At 59.9% G+C, this 16,753-nt stretch carries 13 protein-coding genes; 6 read left to right on the forward strand and 7 right to left on the reverse strand.

The annotated features are described in order from the left end of the window. Positions 1–3 precede the first annotated feature (3 nt). A complete protein-coding gene (locus USF70_RS02615; protein WP_014883122.1) occupies positions 4–1,305 on the reverse strand; it encodes an MFS transporter in 1,302 nt (433 codons plus the stop codon). 288 nt (positions 1,306–1,593) lie between these two features. Here USF70_RS02615 and USF70_RS02620 point away from each other — a divergent pair, with 288 nt between their 5' ends. Continuing rightward, positions 1,594–2,667 (forward strand): LacI family DNA-binding transcriptional regulator, encoded by a 1,074-nt coding sequence (locus tag USF70_RS02620; protein ID WP_039261442.1) that lies wholly within the window; start codon positions 1,594–1,596, stop codon positions 2,665–2,667. On the opposite strand, the gene USF70_RS02625 is transcribed toward USF70_RS02620, so the two are convergent. The 4 genes from USF70_RS02625 to USF70_RS02640 form a co-directional block, all read right to left on the reverse strand. Continuing rightward, positions 2,664–3,920, reverse strand: a complete 1,257-nt coding sequence (locus USF70_RS02625; protein ID WP_047061451.1) for a DUF1479 domain-containing protein — start codon at positions 3,918–3,920, stop codon at positions 2,664–2,666. The two genes, USF70_RS02620 and USF70_RS02625, sit on opposite strands and share 4 nt — an antisense overlap. A 149-nt stretch (positions 3,921–4,069) precedes the next feature. Then, on the reverse strand, positions 4,070–4,885 hold the full coding sequence (locus USF70_RS02630; RefSeq protein WP_320735242.1) for a Cof-type HAD-IIB family hydrolase: 816 nt from the start codon (positions 4,883–4,885) through the stop codon (positions 4,070–4,072). A 166-nt stretch (positions 4,886–5,051) separates the two neighbouring features. Next, the gene (locus USF70_RS02635; protein WP_320735243.1) at positions 5,052–7,484 is read right to left on the reverse strand and encodes a formate C-acetyltransferase/glycerol dehydratase family glycyl radical enzyme; all 2,433 of its coding nucleotides are present in this window, start codon (positions 7,482–7,484) and stop codon (positions 5,052–5,054) included. Positions 7,485–7,488: 4 nt separating this feature from the next. Further along, positions 7,489–8,388 carry a glycyl-radical enzyme activating protein gene (locus USF70_RS02640; protein WP_232938405.1) on the reverse strand — a complete coding sequence of 300 codons (900 nt, stop codon included), beginning with the start codon at positions 8,386–8,388 and terminating at the stop codon, positions 7,489–7,491. Positions 8,389–8,516: 128 nt separating this feature from the next. Here USF70_RS02640 and fsa point away from each other — a divergent pair, with 128 nt between their 5' ends. Then, a complete protein-coding gene (gene fsa / locus USF70_RS02645) occupies positions 8,517–9,179 on the forward strand; it encodes a fructose-6-phosphate aldolase (protein WP_047061455.1) in 663 nt (220 codons plus the stop codon). Between the two features lie 89 nt (positions 9,180–9,268). On the opposite strand, the gene moeB is transcribed toward fsa, so the two are convergent. Together moeB and moeA are read right to left on the reverse strand one after the other, a co-directional pair. Further along, positions 9,269–10,021 (reverse strand): molybdopterin-synthase adenylyltransferase MoeB, encoded by a 753-nt coding sequence (moeB, locus tag USF70_RS02650; RefSeq protein WP_064672147.1) that lies wholly within the window; start codon positions 10,019–10,021, stop codon positions 9,269–9,271. A gap of 1 nt (position 10,022) precedes the next feature. Further along, the gene (gene moeA / locus USF70_RS02655; protein WP_320735244.1) at positions 10,023–11,255 is read right to left on the reverse strand and encodes a molybdopterin molybdotransferase MoeA; all 1,233 of its coding nucleotides are present in this window, start codon (positions 11,253–11,255) and stop codon (positions 10,023–10,025) included. 188 nt (positions 11,256–11,443) lie between these two features. On the opposite strand from moeA, the gene iaaA reads away from it, so the two are divergent. The 4 genes from iaaA to gsiC are packed head-to-tail and all read left to right on the forward strand — an operon-like array spanning position 11,444 to position 16,753. Further along, complete coding sequence (iaaA, locus tag USF70_RS02660) at positions 11,444–12,382, forward strand: beta-aspartyl-peptidase (RefSeq protein WP_182931688.1); 939 nt, start codon at positions 11,444–11,446, stop codon at positions 12,380–12,382. A gap of 11 nt (positions 12,383–12,393) precedes the next feature. Beyond that, positions 12,394–14,265: a glutathione ABC transporter ATP-binding protein GsiA gene (gene gsiA / locus USF70_RS02665; RefSeq protein ID WP_320735245.1), complete on the forward strand. Its 1,872-nt coding sequence runs from the start codon at positions 12,394–12,396 to the stop codon at positions 14,263–14,265. Positions 14,266–14,288: 23 nt separating this feature from the next. Next, on the forward strand, positions 14,289–15,827 hold the full coding sequence (gene gsiB, locus USF70_RS02670; RefSeq protein ID WP_033145024.1) for a glutathione ABC transporter substrate-binding protein GsiB: 1,539 nt from the start codon (positions 14,289–14,291) through the stop codon (positions 15,825–15,827). Between the two features lie 5 nt (positions 15,828–15,832). Further along, positions 15,833–16,753: a glutathione ABC transporter permease GsiC gene (gene gsiC / locus USF70_RS02675; protein WP_023310911.1), complete on the forward strand. Its 921-nt coding sequence runs from the start codon at positions 15,833–15,835 to the stop codon at positions 16,751–16,753.

The following is a 16,753-nucleotide window of genomic DNA, read 5'->3' on the forward strand; positions in this document are numbered from 1 at the left end:
CTATCAGGCGCGCTTGGCGCGACGTTCAGCAATAAATGCTACCAGGAAGACAGCGCCAATCAGGTCAAAGAAGCCCATGGCAATAAAGAGCGGGTTAAAGCCGATTTTGTCGGCGGTCACACCGATTAACAGCGAGAACAGGAAGCTGGCGATCCACGCCGCCGAGCCGCGCATGCCGTTGACGGTCGCCATCTGGCCTTTGTCGAACGACTCAACGACCAGGGCGCTCAGCATGCAGGAGATAATCTGGTGCCCGAAACCGCCGATGGAGATCAGCACGATGGTGATATACGGGTCGCGTGTAATAGCCACGATGCCCAGAGAGATCATCAGGAACGCGCCCGTCACGGAGCTGGCAACGACCGAGTTAACGCGTGAGCAGCCGAACAGACGGGTGTACAGACGCGTCAGGTAGCCGCTCGCCACGCTGCCGAGGTCGGCGGCGAGGAACGGCAGCCAGGCAAACATCGCAATCTGCTTCAGGTCCATGCCGTGCTCTTTGGCGAGGTACAGCGGCACCCAGAAGCTCAGCACCGCCCAGGCCGGTTCTGCCATAAAGGCCGGGATGGCGATACCGTAGAAGCGTTTGTTTTTCGAGACGGTTTTCAGCGCGGTCAGGAAAGGCAGTTTCACCGCAGGCGGTTCGTTATCCTGCTTGATAAACGCCAGTTCGTCCTTGCTCAGGTTCGGGTGCTGCTCCGGGTTGTGGTAGAACGCCCACCAGAGGATCACCCACAGCAGCGCCAGCACGCCGGTAAACATAAACGCGCCCTGCCAGCCGAACGAGGCGTGAGCAAAGTAGATGATAGGCGGGGCCAGCATCGCGCCGATGGAGAAGCCCACGCCCGCCCAGCCGGCGGCAACGGGTCGCTCTGATTTCGGGAACCATTCGCCGATGGTTTTGGCGTTCGCCGGGGTAGCGGCCGCCTCAGAGGCACCCATAAAGAAGCGCAGAATAGCGAGGTGCAGCCAGCTTCCGGCGCCCGCGTGAAAAATACACATCAGCGCCCAGATCCCGGCGCAGACCATAAAGCCAATCTTCAGGCCGATGACGTCAATCAGCCAGCCGCACAGGGGCTGGAAAATGGTATAGGCGATCTGGAACGCACCGACGATCCAGGAGTATTGCTCGGTGGTGATCCCGAGGCTCTCTTTCAGTTCCGGGGCGAGGATCCCGAGTGAGTTACGGGTGATGTAGTTGACAGTGACGCCAAGTAAGAACAGCACCAGCACGTACCAGCGCAGGTTCTTGATGACGCGACGGGTTTTGCTTGTCGCTACGGTGTTATTGATGTCCTGACTCATTTTACTCTCCACAAGACGGACGGTAAGGGGACGGAGGTTCAGGTGTCACACGGATTTTTATGCCTTTGATTTCTATCCGTTTAAAATGCTTAAGTTGGTATACAACTAGTATGGAAGTTGTGTGACAAGTTCACCTTAAGGAAGAAAATGAGTGGGCAAAAGTGGATTTTGTGCAAAATTTCTCATAACTGACGTAAACCCTCTGGCATGATGCCCTTTATGTCAGCTATTGCCTGACCAACACGCTATGAAAATTTTTTCATTTCGCAAATGGAGCCAGATCACAAAATGGACAAAAGGCTAAAAATCACCGAAATCGCGGCCCGGACGCAGCTCTCGATCAGCACCGTGTCGCGGGTGCTGGCGGGAAAAGCGAATACCAGTGAAAAAGCGCGCGCAAAGGTGCTGGCGTGCGCGCGGGAGCTGGGGGTGATGGACGGCATGGCGGCAGGGCGTCTGCTGCTTAACAGCCTGGTGGTTTTTGCCCCGCAGCGGGCGTTTGACGAGCGGTCCGACATCTTTTACTACCGCGTGATCCAGAGCGTGAGTAAAGGCCTGGCGTCCCACGATGTGCGTCTTCGCTACTGCGCGCTGGAGGAGAACGACAGCGACGCCCAGCTGTTTCTGGCACGCATGAACGAAGCGGACACTCAGGCGGCAATCCTTCTTGGCATCGACGATCCCCATATCCACGATCTGGCGGTGGACGTGGGTAAACCCTGCATGCTGATTAACTGCCGCGACCGGCACATGCGTCTGCCTGCCGTCGCGCCGGATCATCGCGCTATCGGCGAGCGGGCGGCGGAATATCTGTTCGAGATGGGACACCGTGAGGTGATGAACGTGCTGTGCCTGCGCCGCTACACCATGGAGCTGCGCCTGGCGGGGATCCGCGACGCGTGGCAGTCTCACAACCTGAAATTCAACGATAAACGCGATCTGCTGGTAGTGCCCAGCTTCAGCGCGCGCGAAACGGAACAGATGGTCAGCGGCTGGCTCAGTGAAGTGCAGGGGAAGGATTTACCTACCGCGTTCCTGGTCGGCGGCGATTTTATGGCGGCGGGCACCATTAGCGCATTACAAAACCACGGCCTGCGCGTGCCGCAGGACGTGTCGGTGATGAGCATTGACGGCTTTAACCTGGCGGCGATTCAGGATGTTCCATTAACGGCGGTGCACGTTCCGCGCGATGAGCTGGGAACCGAAGCGGTATATATGCTCCAGCAGCGGCTGATGCGCCCGGACGCGCCGGTGGGAACCTTGCTGCTTAACGGCACGCTGGCCGTGCGGGAATCGGTACGGCGGATACGTCAGGGGAAACGACGCACCGCCGTAGAGCGGGAAGGGCTGTACGACAGTTAAACCATGCCCAGCGCGCGCTTGCCGTGGATGTTGAGATCGTTCACGGTAAAGCGGTCCTGCCAGCTTTTTTCATAATCCTCGCGCGGGAAGTCTCCCGGCGACGCGCCGGTTTCCAGCGCTTCCTTGACCTTTTTCGCGTAGGCGAGGTTTTTCTCGCACATCGGCGCGGCAGGAATGTACATCACGTTGCCCCAGCCCTGCTGATTTTCCACCGGCGCGACGGAATGGATCACATCGCAGTGCCACCACACGGAATCGCCCGCATCGAGTGCCGGAATGCTGGTCAGCGCCTCGATCAGCAGCGGGTGCCATTTCTCTGAAACCGGCAGGACGCGCCCCGGCGCCACGCCGCACAGCTCGTCTTCCGGCACGTCGTCCAGCAGCGGCCGCAGCAGAATGTAGGCCATCGCTTCCGGGATTGGCACCACGTGCAGCAGCCCCTGACCTGGGATCATATCCGACAGCGCCGTCCAGCCCTGGAAGGTGCGGAACACCGAGCATTTGGTGGTGTTATCGACGGTGTACTCTTCCACTTCGGTACGGTGCGCGGCGTTCCACGGATCGTATTTCTCGACGTTGCCGTCAAACACGCGGGCGAACACCTGTTGATAAGCCGGAAGCAGCCAGCGCTCCAGCGCGCCGGAGTCGGTATGCGCGCCCAGTCCTTTCGAGGTCGTTCCCGGCGGGCGGCGGCGGATACGGTCCGGGTAAATCACGCTCACGTCCGGGTCGAACCACTGTTTGCCGTTGCTCTCGAATGTCCATAAACGGTTCAGGAACGACTGCACCTGCGCCATCTCTTCGCTCTGGCGCGCCTGCATCTGCGCCTGAGACCAGTAAATCGGGTAAATCTCCGGACGAGAGGCCGTCAGGGTGCCGAAGAAGTTATCGCCCGGGCCTTTGTAGACCTCATCAAACTTGTTCAGATCGAGGTAGTCGAGCATCGACTGATCCCACGCCAGCGCCTGCTCGCGCGGGAAGTGACCTTTAATCACCGCGCAGCCGCGGCGTTTAACGGCCTCGCGCTGTGCGTCGGTAATGGTGCCGTTTTTCACATCCGCAAACGGGATCACCGGCCAGACGGATTCGCCTTTGTTCTTAAGCGCGTTGATTTCCGCCACGCGGGTGGCAATTTTGTCACTGAGCTTATTAAACACTGCCTGCACGTCGCCGATCTGCGCGCGCAGCTCACGTTTTAACTGACGGATTGCCGCTTTGTGATCCGCTGGCAAGGTTTCACTGGTAAAGGTCATAACTGCCTCGTATCTTTCATTCGAAAGTAAAAGTGTCTACAAGTGATACTTTAAGTTAAAAATAAGTTAATGCAAGTTTAAAAACTTGACGCAAGCCACAGGTCGGAAAAAGAGTGAGAGGCCGGAGCGACGCTCCGGCGAGGAAAGGATCAGACGTCGAACGGGGAATGGTTGTCGAGCACGGCCTGGATGACGTTCAGCGCGCCCTGATGGTTGTTGTCGTCGGTGCCGTAGCGGCTGATTTCTTTGATGCTCTCTGCCGCGTTGCCCATCGCAAAGGAATATTTCACCAGCTTCAGCATCTCGGCATCGTTGCCGCTGTCGCCAATAGCTACGCACTCCTGCGGGGAGAGTTTCCAGCGTTTCAGCAGACGGCTAATGCCGTTGGCCTTGTGCAGGCCGGGGATAATCAAATCAACAAAACCAAAGCCGCTGGTGACCGGCTTCATGATGCCGTCCAGGGAGACGTGCAGTTTATCCACCAGATTAGGGATATCGCTGTCCGGCAGGTTCAGAGAGAACTTAAACAGCACGTCGTCAATTTCGCGGTAATCGCTGATGCGCTTTAAGCGGTGATAGTGCTTTGACATCAGCGCCACGAATTCTTCAGGAGCCTGGTCGCTGACCCAGGCGCTCTCCAGCCCGCAGGCCACGAAGTTCAGCCCTTTGTCTTTCAGCAGTTCGCCAATCACGATCTGCGATTCATGACGCGTCAGCTCGCCGTGGAAAATCTGTTCGCCGCGATCGAACACCAGCGCGCCGTTTTCCGACACGAAGGAGATCCTGTCTTTCAGCTCCGGAAAGAAGGAGATGAGCTGGTAATACTGGTTGCCGCTGGCGACAACGAATTCAATGTCGCGGGCTTTAAGCTGTTCAAACTGTGCCTGGAAGCGGTCACGATCGTACTGCTTGGCATCATCAAGGAAAGTTCCGTCCATATCGGTGACGATAACTTTAACGGTCATACTGTGCTCCTGGGTCACTGCGTTTTGAAACATTCTAATAACAAGGTGACGGGGAGCACAAATTTAATTTCATTCGAAAGTAAAAGCAAAACGGCAACCGTGGTTGCCGTTGTTAGTGTTTTCTCCCTCTCCCCGTGGGAGAGGGGCGGGGTGAGGGGATATGCCGTTACAGCGTATGCTCAGTACGGGCGATAATATCGTCCTGCGCATCCGGCGACAGGGCGGTGAAGAACGCCGAGTAGCCCGCGACGCGCACCACCAGGTCACGATACTGGTCAGGATGTTTCTTCGCTTCCAGCAGCGTTTCGCGCGAGACGATGTTGTACTGGATATGCCAGCCTTTATGCACCTCGAAGAAGGTGCGCAGCAGCACCATCAGCTTCTGGCGATCGCTGTCGTTTTCCAGCGTCGATGGGTTCAGCTTCTGGTTCAGCAGCACGCCGCCGAGAATCGCTTCCGTCGGCAGTTTACCCACCGAGCCAATTACCGCCGTCGGGCCGAGGTGGTCCGTACCGGAAGCCGGGCTTGCTCCTTCCGCCAGCGGGGTGTGCGCCTTACGACCGTCCGGGGTGGCCATCGTTGCCGCGCCGAACGGCACGTTTGCGGAGATGGAAGAGGTGCCCGCGTAGTAGTTACCGCCAATCGGGCCGCGGCCGTGGCGAGGGTTATGGTACTGCTTCAGCTCTTCAATGTAGGTCTGGTAGGCGCGCGTCAGCAGCATGTCCACGCTGTCGTCGTCGTTGCCGTACTTCGGCGCGCCGTTGATCAGGCGCTGACGCAGCTGCTCGTGGGTCAGCCCGTCGAAGTCATCCGCCAGCGCCGCCGCCAGCTGCTGCTGACCAATAGTGCCCTGTTCGAACACCAGCTTCTTCACCGCCGCCAGGCTGTTGCCGAGGTTAGCGATGCCCACCTGCAGGCCGGAGACCCAGTCGTACTTCGCGCCGCCCTGCTTGATGCTTTTCGCACGTTCGATGCAGTCGTCCACCAGCGCCGAGCAGAGAATGTCGTGGACGTTCTCTTCCAGCATGGTATCCACCACGTACTCAATCTCGATAGATTTGCTGGTGTAGTAGCGGATCTGGCTGTCCCACGCCGCCATCACTTCGTCGAAGTTGTCGAAGTTACCGGCGGAGAGCGCTTTCTCCTGTGGCAGGAACACCTTGCCGCTGGTGGCGTCGCGCCCGCCTTCCAGCGCGGCCAGCATCACGCGGGCGAAGTTGATAAAGCTCATGCCGGTGCAGCGGTAGCCCCACTTGCCGCCCACCGCGGTTTCGATACAGCCGATGGCCGCGTAGTCGTAGGCGTCGTCTCGTTCAACGCCGAGCTTGATGAATTCCGGAATGACGATTTCATCGTTGTTGAACGCGGGCATCCCGAAGCCGCAGCGGATCACCTGCACGCAGGCGTCGAGGAAGTCGTTGCTCATGCCCGCGTGGTAGCGCACGCTCAGGTTCGGCTGGGTTGAGCGCAGGCGGCCGCAGGATTCCAGAATCGCGTAGGAGAGCGGGTTCACCGCGTCCATCGGCTCACCGTTGACCAGCTTCTGGCCGCCGATGGTGACGTTCTGGTACAGCGGGCTACCGGCAGAAGCCTTGGAGTGCGAGCCGGAGCGGATTTTGTTCACTTCCAGCAGCTTCAGCCAGCAGCTGTGCAGCAGCTCGATAGCGTGTTCGCGGTCGAGGCTCTGGTTCAACTCGACGTCGCGGCGGTAGTACGGATAGAGATACTGGTCCATACGCGCGAAGGAGACGGAATGGCCGTTGGACTCAATCTGCAGGATCAGCTGAATGAAGTAGCACAGCTGCAGCGCCTGCCAGAAGGTTTTTGGCGGCTCGTGGGCAATCACGTCGCAGTTTTCCGCCATCGCCAGCAGCTCGTCGCGGCGGCTTTCGCGGGTTTCAGTGGACGCCATTTCACGCGCCAGATTGGCAAAGCGTTTGATATGCAGGCTTACGGCTTCCAGCACGATATCGATCGCCTTCAGGAACTGATCGCCGTGCAGGTCTTCCAGCACCGTCAGGTTGATGCGCGTGCGGCGCTCGGCCACCTTAGCGCGCAGGCCGTCGAGGCCTTTCTCCAGCACCAGCGGGAAGTTAACGGCCAGGTGCGCGTCGCCGGAGGTCATGTTGCCTTCGGCTTTGATAATGCCGGTTTCCAGCAGGCCTTTTTGCTCGTCGGTGAACATGCCGTAGCAGCGGTCCTGCACCGTCTGGCCGCGCCACCACGGGCAGATGTCGTGCAGCACGCGCTTGTTCTCTTCGCTCACCGCAAAGCCCGCGCCCGGGCGGTCCGCCAGATCGTCGATCTCTTTCTCAATCCATGAGACGGTGTATTCCGGGAAAATCGGCGCGGCGCGCACTTCGCTTGCCTGGTTACCGATAATCAGCTCGTCGTGTTTGATCCAGATGGTACGCTCGGCCAGGTGATGCGCCAGCGCCAGCGCGCGACGCACCGGGATCGGCTTGTCCATGTGCTGCTTGTACATTTCGGTGTAATGCTGGGCGCGCTCGGTACAGACCGGCGGCTTAACAATATGCACCAGCGCCGTTTTGTGCGCCTTAATGCGCTCGCTGAGGGTGTTGAGATTCAGGGTCGTCATAGGTTTATCCTCGTAAGGTCGCGGTTAACCCTTTCTGGCAGGCGTACTGCTGCGCGAAATCCAGCAGGGCAGGGTTATCCAGCGGTTTGTCAGGGGCAGAGTAGGGTTGGCCGAGCAGGGTGTATTTGTTCATGCCCAGCGTGTGATACGGCAGAAAATGAATATCGTCGACGCCGAGCTCGTCGGCGGCGAAGTTGGTAATGGCGGTGATGGACGCTTCGTCAGCGTTAAAGCCCTGGATCAGCGGCACGCGGATGGTGATTTTTTTCCCGGCGGCGGCAAGGCGTTTCAGGTTGTCCAGGATTCGCTTAGCCGAACCGTCCGTCCACTGTTTGAACACCTCACCGTCGACGTGCTTCAGGTCGGCGAGGAACAGATCGACGTACGGTAATGACGGCTCGATATAGTGCCACGGCACGTGAAGGCAGGTTTCCACGGCTGTGTGGATCCCCTGTTCGTGGCTGGCTTTAAACAGGGCGTGCGCCAGCTCAGGGTTCATAAACGGCTCGCCGCCGGAGAGGGTGATCCCGCCGCCGCTGCGGTCGTAAAAGGGTTTATCGCGCAGTACGGTCGCCATGATCTCCTCGACCTGCTGCTCTTCACCGCAGACGGTCAGCGCCTGCGTCGGGCAGCAGTCACTAAGGGCGTTGAGCGTCGCTTCATCAAGCTTCTCGCGGTGGATAACCAGGCCATTCAGCGCGCGTTCGATGCAGCCCGGTGCCGCCTGCTGGCACAGGTCACAGCCGTCCAGGCACAGGCGCGCATCAAACAGCACGTCCCGGCTGCGGGAGCGGCTTTCCGGGTTCTGGCACCAGCGACAGCCCAGCGAGCAGCCTTTCAGGAACACCACGGTTCTAATACCGGGGCCATCGTGGGTAGAGTAACGCTGAATATTGAAGATCATGATTTCGCCTCTCGCATTGCATATGAAGATTAAATTACTTTCGAATGAAAGTTATCTTGATGCAGGTCAACTACTGAGCAAGTTTTGTCGTGATAGGGTAAGTGCAGGCTAAATTTGAGGGTGACATCATGGAACTTTATCTCGACACATCTGACGTTGCGGCAGTCAAAAAGCTGGCGCGCATCTTCCCGCTGGCGGGCGTGACCACCAACCCAAGCATTGTGGCGGCAGGTAAAACGCCGCTGGACGTTTTGCTGCCAGCGCTGCACGACGCGCTGGGCGGCAAAGGCCGTCTGTTCGCGCAGGTGATGGCGACCACCGCCGAAGGGATGGTGGAGGACGCGCGTAAGCTGCGCGCCATCATCAACGACCTGGTGGTAAAAGTGCCGGTGACCGCCGAAGGGCTGGCGGCGATCAAGATGCTGAAAGCGGAAGGGATCCCGACGCTGGGTACGGCGGTTTACGGTGCTGCGCAGGGGATGCTCTCCGCGCTGGCGGGCGCGGAGTATGTAGCGCCTTACGTTAACCGCCTGGACGCGCAGGGCGGGGACGGGATCCAGACCGTGGTTGAACTGCAACAGCTGCTGACGCTGCACGCCCCGCAGTCAAAGGTGCTGGCCGCGAGCTTCAAAACCCCGCGTCAGGCGCTGGACTGCCTGCTGGCAGGCTGCGAGTCCATCACGCTGCCGCTGGACGTGGCGCAGCAGTTTATTACCTCTCCGGCTGTGGATGCGGCGATTGTGAAGTTTGAGCAGGACTGGCAGGGGGCGTTTGGACGGACGTCGATCTAACGGGTGCGGCCTGATGCCCTCACCCCAACCCTCTCCCACAGGGAGAGGGAGCAAACACTAAAACGGCAACCTGAAGGTTGCCGTTTGCTTTAACCTCCGCAAACCTCACACCCCGGGTTACGCATCAGCTTCATCTCGCGGAACTGGCAGGTCATCGCGTCATACATTACGATTTTCCCCGCCGCAGGCGTGCCGTAGCGCGCCAGCACTTTGATCGCTTCCATCGCCTGCAGGGAGCCAATCACGCCGACCAGCGGCGCCATCACGCCCGCTTCAACGCAGGTCAGCGCGTTCTCGCCGAACAGGCGGCTCAGGCAGCGGTAGCAGGGTTCACCTTCCGCGTACGTGAAAACGCTGATTTGCCCCTCCATGCGGATCGCCGCGCCGGAGACCAGCGGGATTTTGTGGGCAAAGCAGCCCGCGTTCAGCTGGTTACGGACCGTGACGTTATCGGTGCAGTCCAGCACCAGGTCGTGCTGTGCAATCTGCGCGGACAGCGCCTCGTCATCCAGCATCGCGTCAATCAGGGTGAACTGAACGTTGGGGTTGATGCGCGCCAGCGCCGTGCGGGCAGAATCCACTTTCGGCTGGCCAACCGTCGCATCGCTGTGCAGCGTCTGGCGCTGCAGGTTAGACACCGACACGGTATCAAAATCCAGCAGCGTCATTCTGCCCACGCCCGCCGCGGCAAGATACTGCGCGGCGGCGCAGCCCAGGCCGCCCAGACCAACAACCAGCACGCTTGCTGCCTTAAGCGCTTCCTGACCTTCGAAATCAAACCCGCGCAGCACAATCTGGCGGTTGTAGCGCATCATCTCCGGGTCGCTCAGCTCCACCGTCATGTCAGCCTCCGAACAGGTGGTTAAAACGCTCGATCTCAACCCACTCGCCTGCTTCCACATTGCCGCGCTCGCGCTCCAGGACGATAAAGCAGTTGCCCTGGCTGAAGGAGCTGAAAATGTGTGAGCCCTGGTGCCCGGTGGTGCTCACTTCCAGCTCGCCGTCCGCGTTGCGCGCCAGAATGCCGCGCTGGAAATCGAGGCGGCCCGGCGATTTTTTCAGGCGCGTGGCGGCGCGCACGCGCTGGCGTTCCGGCAGCGGGCTGGCGCTGTTGCCGGAAAGCTTCGCCAGCAGCGGGATCACCAGCTGGTAGAAGGTGAGTGCCGCCGAGACCGGATTACCCGGCAGGCCGCAGAACCAGCCGCGCGTGAGCTTGCCAAACGCGAACGGTTTGCCCGGCTTGATGGCCAGCTTCCAGAAGGCGATTTCCCCCAGCTCTTCGAGGATGGTTTTGGTGTAATCCGCTTCGCCCACGGAGACGCCGCCGGAGCTGATGACCACGTCGGCTGCGTTATCCGCCTCGATAAACGCGGCGCGCAGTTTTTCCGGATCGTCAGGAATAATGCCGAGGTTAATCACCTCGCAGCCCAGCTGCTCCAGCATCAGGTGTACCGCCAGGCGGTTGGTGTCGTAAATCTGACCGTCCTGCAGCGGCTGGCCCGGAAGCTGCAGCTCGTCGCCGGTGGAGAAAACGGCCACGCGCACTTTACGGATAACGTCGATTTCAGCCACGCCGAGCGACGCCAGCACCGGCAGCTCACCTGCCGTCAGCTTCTGCCCGGCGGCAAAGACCGTCGCGCCAAGGGTGATATCTTCGCCCGTGCGGCGGATGTTCTGGCCCGCTTTAACGTTCGCGGTAAAACGCACGCCGTCGTCGGTCTGTTCGGTCTCTTCCTGCATTACCACGGCGTCGCAGCCAGCCGGAACCGGCGCGCCGGTCATGATGCGCACGCAGGTGCCCGCAGGCCATTCACCGTTAAACGGCTGGCCCGCAAAGGCTTTACACGCCACCGGCAGGGCGTTACCCGTCTGGAGATCCGCCAGGCGTACCGCGTAACCGTCCATCGCGGAATTATCAAACCCCGGCACGTTAAGCGGAGAGACGATATCGCGCGCGGCAATACGGCCAAAACAGCGCACGAGGGGCAGCGTCTCAACGTCATTCAGCGGGGAAACTCGGTCAAGCATCTGCGTGAGTGCCGTCTCAAGCGGCATCAGTCCGGCGGTAAAATCCATGGTGGGCTCCTGCGGAGTAACAACGAAAGCGGCCATTATGGCAGAAAAGTGCGGCTAACTGTATGACCCGATGGGTGTACGCTTTACATCACAGTTACGTCTTTCTATATTCAAAAATCATCTGAAGTTTCATCGACGATAATGATATTTATAGAAAAAGCCGCAAATCAGGCTAACGGGTGATGCGAATGGTTAATGCGGTAATCGCAATTCATGGTGGCGCCGGGGCAATCACCCGAGCACAGCTCAGTCCCGAGCAGGAAAAGCGCTATATCGACGCGCTGTACGCCATTGTGGAAACGGGTCAGAAAATGCTGGAAGCGGGCGAAAGCGCGCTGGACGTGGTCACCGAGGCGGTGCGCCTGCTGGAAGAGTGTCCGTTATTTAATGCGGGGATCGGTTCGGTCTTTACCCGGGATGAAACGCACGAGCTGGATGCCTGCGTGATGGACGGCGTCACCCTGAAAGCGGGCGCCGTGGCCGGCGTGAGTCATCTGCGCAATCCGGTGCTGGCGGCGCGTCTGGTGATGGAGGCGAGTCCGCACGTCCTGCTCACAGGGGCCGGGGCAGAGGCGTTTGCCTTCGGGCACGGGATGGAACCGGTATCGCCGGATCTGTTTTCCACCGAGGAGCGCTATCAGCAGCTGCTGGAAGCCCGTTCGGCGGGCATGATGCAGCTTGACCACAGTGCGCCGCTGGATGAAACCACCAAAATGGGCACGGTCGGCGCGGTGGCGCTGGATAAGGCCGGAAACCTCGCGGCGGCGACCTCAACGGGCGGGATGACCAACAAGCTGCCCGGGCGCGTCGGCGATAGCCCGCTGCCGGGCGCCGGCTGCTACGCCAATAACGCGACGGCGGCGGTGTCGTGTACCGGAACCGGGGAAGTGTTTATCCGCGCGCTCGCGGCCTACGACATCACCGCGCTGATGGATTACGGCGGTTTAAGCCTCAGCGAAGCCTGCGAGCGCGTGGTGATGGAGAAACTGCCTGCCCTGGGCGGCGTCGGCGGGCTCATTGCGGTGGATCGTGAGGGCAACGTGGCTCTGCCGTTCAACAGCGAAGGTATGTACCGCGCCTGGGGTTATGCCGGTGATGAACCGAGCACGGGCATCTATCGTGAATAAGGGGGCAGCGCGTGCCGCACAGTGAAGAACTGGACAACCGCGAAGTGCTGGCTGTCCATCAGCTCAATATTGCGTTTCAGGAAGAGCGGCAGTTCATCCCCGCAGTAGAGAATTTATCGTTCACGCTCAGGCGCGGCGAGACGCTGGCGATAGTTGGCGAATCTGGTTCCGGTAAATCGGTCACCGCGCTGGCGCTGATGCGCCTGCTGGAACAGACGGGCGGGCAAATCAGCAGCGAGAAAATGCTCCTGCGCCGCCGTAACCGTCAGGTCATTGATTTAAATGAGCTAAGCGGTTCGCAGATGCAGGGCGTGCGCGGGGCGGATATTGCGATGATCTTCCAGGAGCCGATGACCTCCCTGAACCCGGTTTTCCCGGTCGGGGAACAAATCGCCGAGTCCATCCGCCTGCATCAGGGACTGAGCGGCGATGAAGCGCTCAAAGAGGCCCGACGGATGCTGGAGCTGGTGCGCATTCCGGAGGCGCAGGCCATTCTGGGTCGCTACCCGCATCAGCTTTCCGGCGGCATGCGCCAGCGGGTGATGATTGCCATGGCGCTCTCCTGCCGTCCGGCGGTGCTGATTGCCGATGAACCGACGACGGCGCTGGACGTGACGATTCAGGCGCAGATCCTGCAGCTCATCAAAGTGCTGCAGCAGGAGATGGAGATGGGGGTGATATTCATCACCCACGATATGGGCGTAGTCGCCGATATCGCCGATCGGGTGCTGGTGATGCACAAGGGCAGCGCGGTGGAAACCGGCCCGGTCGAGCAGATTTTTCACGCGCCCGTGCATCCTTACACCAAAGCGCTGCTGGCGGCGGTTCCGCGCCTGGGGGCGATGAACGGCAGCGATTTGCCGCGCCGCTTCCCGCTGATTTCTCTTGAGGCGTCTGAGCTACAGGAGGAGGAGCGCGAGCAGGACACCGTGGTGCCGGGTAAGCCCATTCTGGAAGTGCGCGATCTGGTCACCCGTTTTCCGCTGCGCAGCGGCGTACTGAACCGCGTTAAGCGCGAAGTGCACGCGGTTGAAAACGTCAGTTTCGATCTTTGGCCGGGCGAAACGCTGGCGCTGGTGGGGGAGTCCGGCTGCGGTAAATCCACCACCGGGCGCGCGTTGCTCCGTCTGGTGGAATCACAGGAAGGCAGCATTACCTTTAACGGCGAGCGCATTGATACCCTTCCGGACAGCAAGCTGCAGGCGGTGCGGCGGGATATTCAGTTTATTTTCCAGGACCCGTATGCCTCCCTCGATCCGCGCCATACGGTGGGGTATTCGATCATGGAGCCGCTGCGGGTACATAACCTGCTCGACGGCGAAGCGGCCCAGCGTCGCGTGGCCTGGCTGCTGGAGCGCGTCGGCCTGAAGCCGGAGCACGCATGGCGTTATCCGCACGAGTTTTCCGGCGGACAGCGGCAGCGTATCTGCATCGCCCGGGCGCTGGCGCTGAACCCGAAAGTGGTGATTGCCGATGAGTCCGTCTCGGCGCTGGATGTCTCTATCCGGGCGCAAATCATCAACCTGTTGCTGGATTTACAGCGGGATATGGGCATCGCCTTTCTGTTTATCTCGCACGATATGGCCGTGGTCGAGCGCATCAGCCATCGCGTGGCGGTGATGTTTATGGGGCAGATCGTGGAGATTGGGCCGCGAAGGGCGGTGTTTGAAAACCCGCAGCATCCGTACACCCGCAAGCTTATTGCGGCGGTCCCGGTTGCCGATCCCGCGCATCGTCACGGCCAGCGCGTGCTGCTGCAGGATGAAATGCCGAGCAATATTCATAAACGCGGCGAGGCCGTGGAGCGCGTGACGCTGCGCGAGGTCGGGCCGGGTCATTTCGTCGCTCCCCCGCGTCAGGACAACGCTTTTTCGCGGTTATAACTTACAACAGGCAGGAGAACACAATGGTTACATTTGTAGCGCGTAGATGGTTGTTAGCCGCGAGCGTGACGGCAGCCCTGGCCGCTGCCCCCGCGTTCGCTGCCAAAGATGTGGTGGTCGCCGTCGGCTCCAATTTCACCACGCTCGATCCGTATGACGCCAACGACACGCTCTCTCAGGCGGTGGCGAAATCGTTCTATCAGGGCCTGTTTGGCCTCGATAAAGAGATGAAGCTCAAAAACGTGCTGGCGGAGGGGTACACCGTGTCCGACGACGGGCTGGTGTATACCATCAAGCTCAGGACCGGCGTGAAGTTCCAGGACGGGACAGACTTCAATGCGGAGGCGGTGAAGGTTAACCTGGACCGCGCCAGCAATCCGGAAAATAGCCTCAAGCGCTATAACCTGTATAAAAATATCGCCAGCACCGAGGTGGTCGACCCGGCGACGGTCAAAATCACCCTGAAAGAGCCGTTCTCCGCGTTTATCAATATCCTGGCGCATCCGGCAACCGCGATGATTTCCCCTGCCGCGCTGAAGAAATACGGCAAGGAGATCGGTTTCCACCCTGTTGGCACCGGCCCTTACGAACTGCTCACCTGGAACCAGACCGATTTTGTGAAGGTGAAGAAATTCGCGGGATACTGGCAGCAGGGGCTGCCGAAGCTCGACACCATCACCTGGCGCCCGGTGGTGGACAACAACACCCGCGCGGCGATGCTGCAAACCGGCGAGGCGCAGTTTGCCTTCCCGATCCCGTACGAGCAGGCCGCCATTTTGCAGAAAAACAGCAAGCTGGAGCTGGTCGCCAGCCCGTCAATCATGCAGCGCTACATCAGCATGAACGTCACGCAAAAGCCGTTCGATAATCCGAAGGTGCGTGAAGCCATCAACTACGCCATTAACCGTCAGGCGCTGGTGAAGGTCGCTTTTGCCGGCTATGCCACTCCGGCCACCGGCGTGCTGCCGCCGGCGATCGCCTATGCGCAAAGCTATCAGCCGTGGCCGTACGATCCGGCTAAAGCGCGCGAGCTGCTGAAAGAGGCGGGCTTCCCGAACGGTTTCAGCACCACGCTGTGGTCCTCGCATAATCACAGTACCGCCCAGAAGGTGCTGCAGTTTACCCAGCAGCAGCTGGCGCAGGTGGGTATCAAGGTACAGGTCACCGCAATGGATGCCGGACAGCGTGCGGCAGAAGTGGAGGGGAAAGGCCAGAAAGAGAGCGGCGTGCGGATGTTCTACACCGGCTGGACGGCCTCGACCGGTGAAGCCGACTGGGCGCTGTCGCCGCTGTTTGCCTCGCAGAACTGGCCGCCAACCCTGTTCAACACCGCGTTTTACAGCAACCCGCAGGTGGACAAAGACCTGGCCGATGCCCTGAAAACCACCAAACCGGAAGAGAAGGCGCGCCTCTACAAAGACGCGCAGGATATTATCTGGAAAGAGTCACCGTGGGTGCCGCTGGTGGTGGAGAAACTGGTGTCAGCCCATAACAAAGCGTTAACCGGGTTCTACATCATGCCGGACACGGGCTTTAGCTTTGACGATGCGGATTTAAAATAAACCTCATGCTGAATTATGTTTGTAAACGCCTGCTGGGGCTTATTCCGACGCTGCTGATTGTAGCGGTCCTGGTGTTTTTGTTTGTCCATATGCTGCCGGGCGATCCGGCGCGTCTGGTCGCCGGGCCTGAGGCGGATGCCACCGTTATTGACCTGGTGCGTAAGCAGCTTGGCCTCGACCAGCCGCTGTATATGCAGTTCATCCACTATATTTGCAACGTTCTGCAGGGCGATTTTGGTATCTCAATGGTGTCGCGCCGTCCGGTGTCGGAGGAGATTGCCAGCCGCTTTATGCCGACGTTCTGGTTAACGATAGCCAGCATGAGCTGGGCGGTCGTGTTTGGGCTTGGCGCCGGGATTATCGCGGCCGTCTGGCGCAACCGCTGGCCGGACAAGCTCGGCATGGCGCTGGCGGTGACCGGCATCTCCTTCCCGGCGTTCGCGCTGGGGATGCTGCTGATGCAGATCTTCTCCGTCGAACTGGGCTGGCTGCCGACCGTCGGGGCCGATACCTGGAAGCATTACATCCTGCCTTCCATGACGCTGGGCGCTGCCGTGTCGGCGGTGATGGCCCGCTTTACCCGCGCCTCGTTCGTTGACGTGCTGAGCGAAGATTATATTCGCACCGCGCGGGCGAAAGGGGTCAGCGAGAAGTGGGTCATTCTCAAGCACGGATTCCGCAATGCGATGATCCCGGTAGTGACGATGATGGGGCTCCAGTTTGGTTTCCTGCTCGGCGGCTCGATCGTCGTGGAAAAGGTCTTCAACTGGCCGGGGCTGGGACGCCTGCTGGTCGACTCCGTCGAGATGCGCGACTACCCGGTGATTCAGGCGGAAGTCCTGCTTTTCTCGCTGGAGTTTATTCTTATCAACTTAGTGGTGGACGTGCTCTACGCCGCCATTAACCCGGCCATCAGGTACAAGTAA

It is taken from the genome of Enterobacter sp. 237C8 (genome assembly GCF_034106865.1).
GTDB classification, from domain to species: Bacteria; Pseudomonadota; Gammaproteobacteria; order Enterobacterales; family Enterobacteriaceae; genus Enterobacter; species Enterobacter asburiae_B.